The organism is Marilutibacter aestuarii (assembly GCF_006546775.1).
Classification (GTDB): domain Bacteria; phylum Pseudomonadota; class Gammaproteobacteria; order Xanthomonadales; family Xanthomonadaceae; genus Marilutibacter; species Marilutibacter aestuarii.
The window spans coordinates 1-2642 of record NZ_VICE01000055.1; the positions used below are offsets into that span (position 1 = coordinate 1).

Sequence of the window (2642 nt, forward strand, 5' to 3'; positions counted from 1 at the left end):
CGCCCGCCGCGCAACCCCCGCCGGAAGCACGGGTGGTCGCCAGCACCCGTGGCGAGGATCGCGCGCCGCCGGCCCGCGACACGCCCGACCCCGACGAGCTGCCGCTGCCACGCGGCGACCTCAAGGTCGAACGCGACATGGCGATGGCGCGCCTGGCCGCGGAGATCCACCTGCGCTCGGAGCGCTACGCCAAGCGGCCCAAGCGCAAGTTCGTCTCCGCCAGCACGCAGGAATACGCGTGGGCCGCCTACCTGCGCGAATGGGTGGACCGGGTCGAGCGCGTGGGCAACCTCAACTACCCCGACGAGGCGCGTCGGCGCCGGCTGGCCGGCCAGGTGGTGATCAGCGTGGCGATCCGCCGCGACGGCTCCGTCGAGCGGGCCGAGATCATCAAGAGCAGCGGCACGCCCCTGCTCGACTCCTCGGCGTTGCGGATCGCGCGCTTGGCCGAGCCCTACCCGCCGCTGCCGCGGACCGAGGAAGACCCGGACATCCTGCACGTGACCCGGACCTGGAACTTCCTGCCAGGCGGCACGCTCGTGGACGACTGAGGCCGCGCCTCAACGGCCCTTGAGGGCCTGCTGCTGGACCAGGGTGAGGGCGACGTTGTTGCGCAGGTAGGCCGGTTCGACCCGCTCGGGCGCCACCGCCTCGCCCTTCGCGAAGGCCTCCGCGCCGAGGCGGGCGACGTCGGCCGCATGCGGAAGCGCGTCGTCGGCGACCGTCGCCAGTCGCGCCCCCAGGCGCTGGCGCAACGCGCCATCGACCGCGGCGAACCCTGTGCCCACGCCGTGCCAACCGTGCCCCGCCGGATCGGCCGGCAGTTCGACGTCGCCAGGCGGCGACACGCGCTCGGCGTCGAGCGCCCGCCAGGCGCCGTCGCGGCGCGCGAACGCCGCGGCGTACACCTCGCCCATCCGGGCATCAATCGCGGCCAGCACCGGGCCGTCATCGCCGCCGCCCGGCGCGCGCGTCGCGAGCGCCAGCAGGGTGGAGACCGGGACGACCGGCCGGTCGAGCGCCAGCGCCATGCCTTGCGCCAGCGCGATGGCCAGGCGCACGCCGGTGAACGCCCCGGGGCCGCGCCCGACCGCGATCGCGTCGAGTTGCGACCGGGCGATGCCGGCTTCGGCCAGCAGTTCGCCGGCCCAGGGCAGGGTCAGTTCGGCATGCTGGCGCGGTGCGATCGCGAAGCGCTCCACGACGTCTCCGTCAAGCCAGAGCGCGACCGAGCAGGCCTCGGTGGCGGTTTCCAGTGCGAGCAGCCTCACGCGCCTGCCTCCCCCGCCGAAGCGGGGTCCGGCGCCGGCTCCCAGAGTTCGACCAGGTGTCCTTCCGGGTCCATGACGTAGCCGAAACGGCCCTGCTCGCCATCCTCGCGCCGGTCCAGGACGTTGCAGCCCTCCTCGCGCAGGGCCGCCAGCGTCGCCTCGAGGTCATCGACGCGGAAATTGAGCATGAAGGGCTTGTCGCTGGGCTTGAAGTACTCCGTCGTCGCCTTGAACGGCGACCAGACGGTGAAGGCATCCTGGCCGGTGTCGGCGCGACGCCAGGGGAACACCGCGCCGCCCCACGCCTGCACGCCGACACCCAGGTGCTCGGCATACCAGGCGCCGAGCGCCTCGGGATCCTCGGCCTTGAAGAAAATGCCGCCCAGTCCATGGACGCGGGGGGGATCGCTGGGCATGCCTGGCCTCCTTCAGAACAGGTCCTCGCCCGTGGGCGCGGGAACCGGGGCCTTGCATTGTCCCCCAAAGAACGCCTGCACGTCGTCGATCTCGCGGCTGCGCGGCAGCGGCGGCAGCGAATCGAGGAACACGCGACCGTAGCTCTTGCCCAGCAGGCGGGGGTCGCACAGGACCAGCACGCCGCGGTCGCCCTCGCTGCGGATCAGGCGTCCTGCGCCCTGCTTGAGGGCGATGACGGCCTGCGGCAACTGCTCGTCGCGGAACGGATTGCCGCCGGCGCGACGGATCGCCTCCAGGCGGGCCTCGAACACCGGATCGTCGGGCGCGCCGAAGGGCAGTTTGTCGATGACCACCACGCTCAGCGCCTCGCCGGCGACGTCGACGCCCTCGCGGAAGCTCGCCGCGCCCAGCAGCACGCCGTTGCCCGAGGCGCGGAAGCGCTCCAGCAGCAGGCCACGCGGGGCCTCGCCCTGCACGAACAGGGGCCAGGGCGCCTCGGCTGCACGGAGCAGCGCGGCGACCTCGCGCAGCGCGCGGTGCGAAGCGAACAGCAGGAAGGCGCGCCCACCCGATGCCTCGAGCACCGGCCGCACGGCATCGAGCAGGGCCGCGCCATACTCGCGCGATGCCGGCTCGGGCAGGCCTCGCGGCAGGTAGCACAGCGCCTGCCGCGGCCAGTCGAAGGGGCTGGGCGCGAGCAGGGTCCGCGGGGCCTCCAGGCCGAGCTTGCGCGCGTAGTGCTCGAAACGCCCGCCGATCGCCAGCGTGGCGGAGGTGAACACCCACGCCGCGCGCGAACGTTCGCGGTGCTGGGCCAGCGGCGCCGAGACATCGAGCGGCGTGCGGCTGAGGCGGAAACCGCGCGCGGTCAGCTCGTACCAGCGCACGCTGTCGACGTCCCCGGGCAGCGTCGGTGGCGCCCGCTCGTCCGGATCGGCGGGCGGCGGCGTGTCC

Annotated in this window: 4 protein-coding genes; 1 reads left to right on the forward strand and 3 read right to left on the reverse strand. The window is 73.8% G+C overall.

Annotated elements, in window-relative coordinates; all coding sequences use genetic code 11:
• A partial coding sequence (locus FKV25_RS05940) for an energy transducer TonB (protein ID WP_141517877.1) occupies positions 1-551 on the forward strand: 551 nt, incomplete at its 5' end.
• A gap of 9 nt (positions 552-560) precedes the next feature.
• On the opposite strand, the gene tsaB is transcribed toward FKV25_RS05940, so the two are convergent.
• The 3 genes from tsaB to FKV25_RS05955 all read right to left on the reverse strand — a co-directional run.
• Positions 561-1271, reverse strand: a complete 711-nt coding sequence (tsaB, locus tag FKV25_RS05945; RefSeq protein ID WP_141517878.1) for a tRNA (adenosine(37)-N6)-threonylcarbamoyltransferase complex dimerization subunit type 1 TsaB — start codon at positions 1269-1271, stop codon at positions 561-563.
• Complete coding sequence (locus tag FKV25_RS05950) at positions 1268-1687, reverse strand: VOC family protein (protein WP_141517879.1); 420 nt, start codon at positions 1685-1687, stop codon at positions 1268-1270. Before FKV25_RS05950 ends, tsaB begins: the two co-directional genes overlap by 4 nt.
• Before the next feature lie 12 nt (positions 1688-1699).
• A partial coding sequence (locus FKV25_RS05955; RefSeq protein WP_141517880.1) for an ATP-dependent DNA helicase occupies positions 1700-2642 on the reverse strand: 943 nt, incomplete at its 5' end.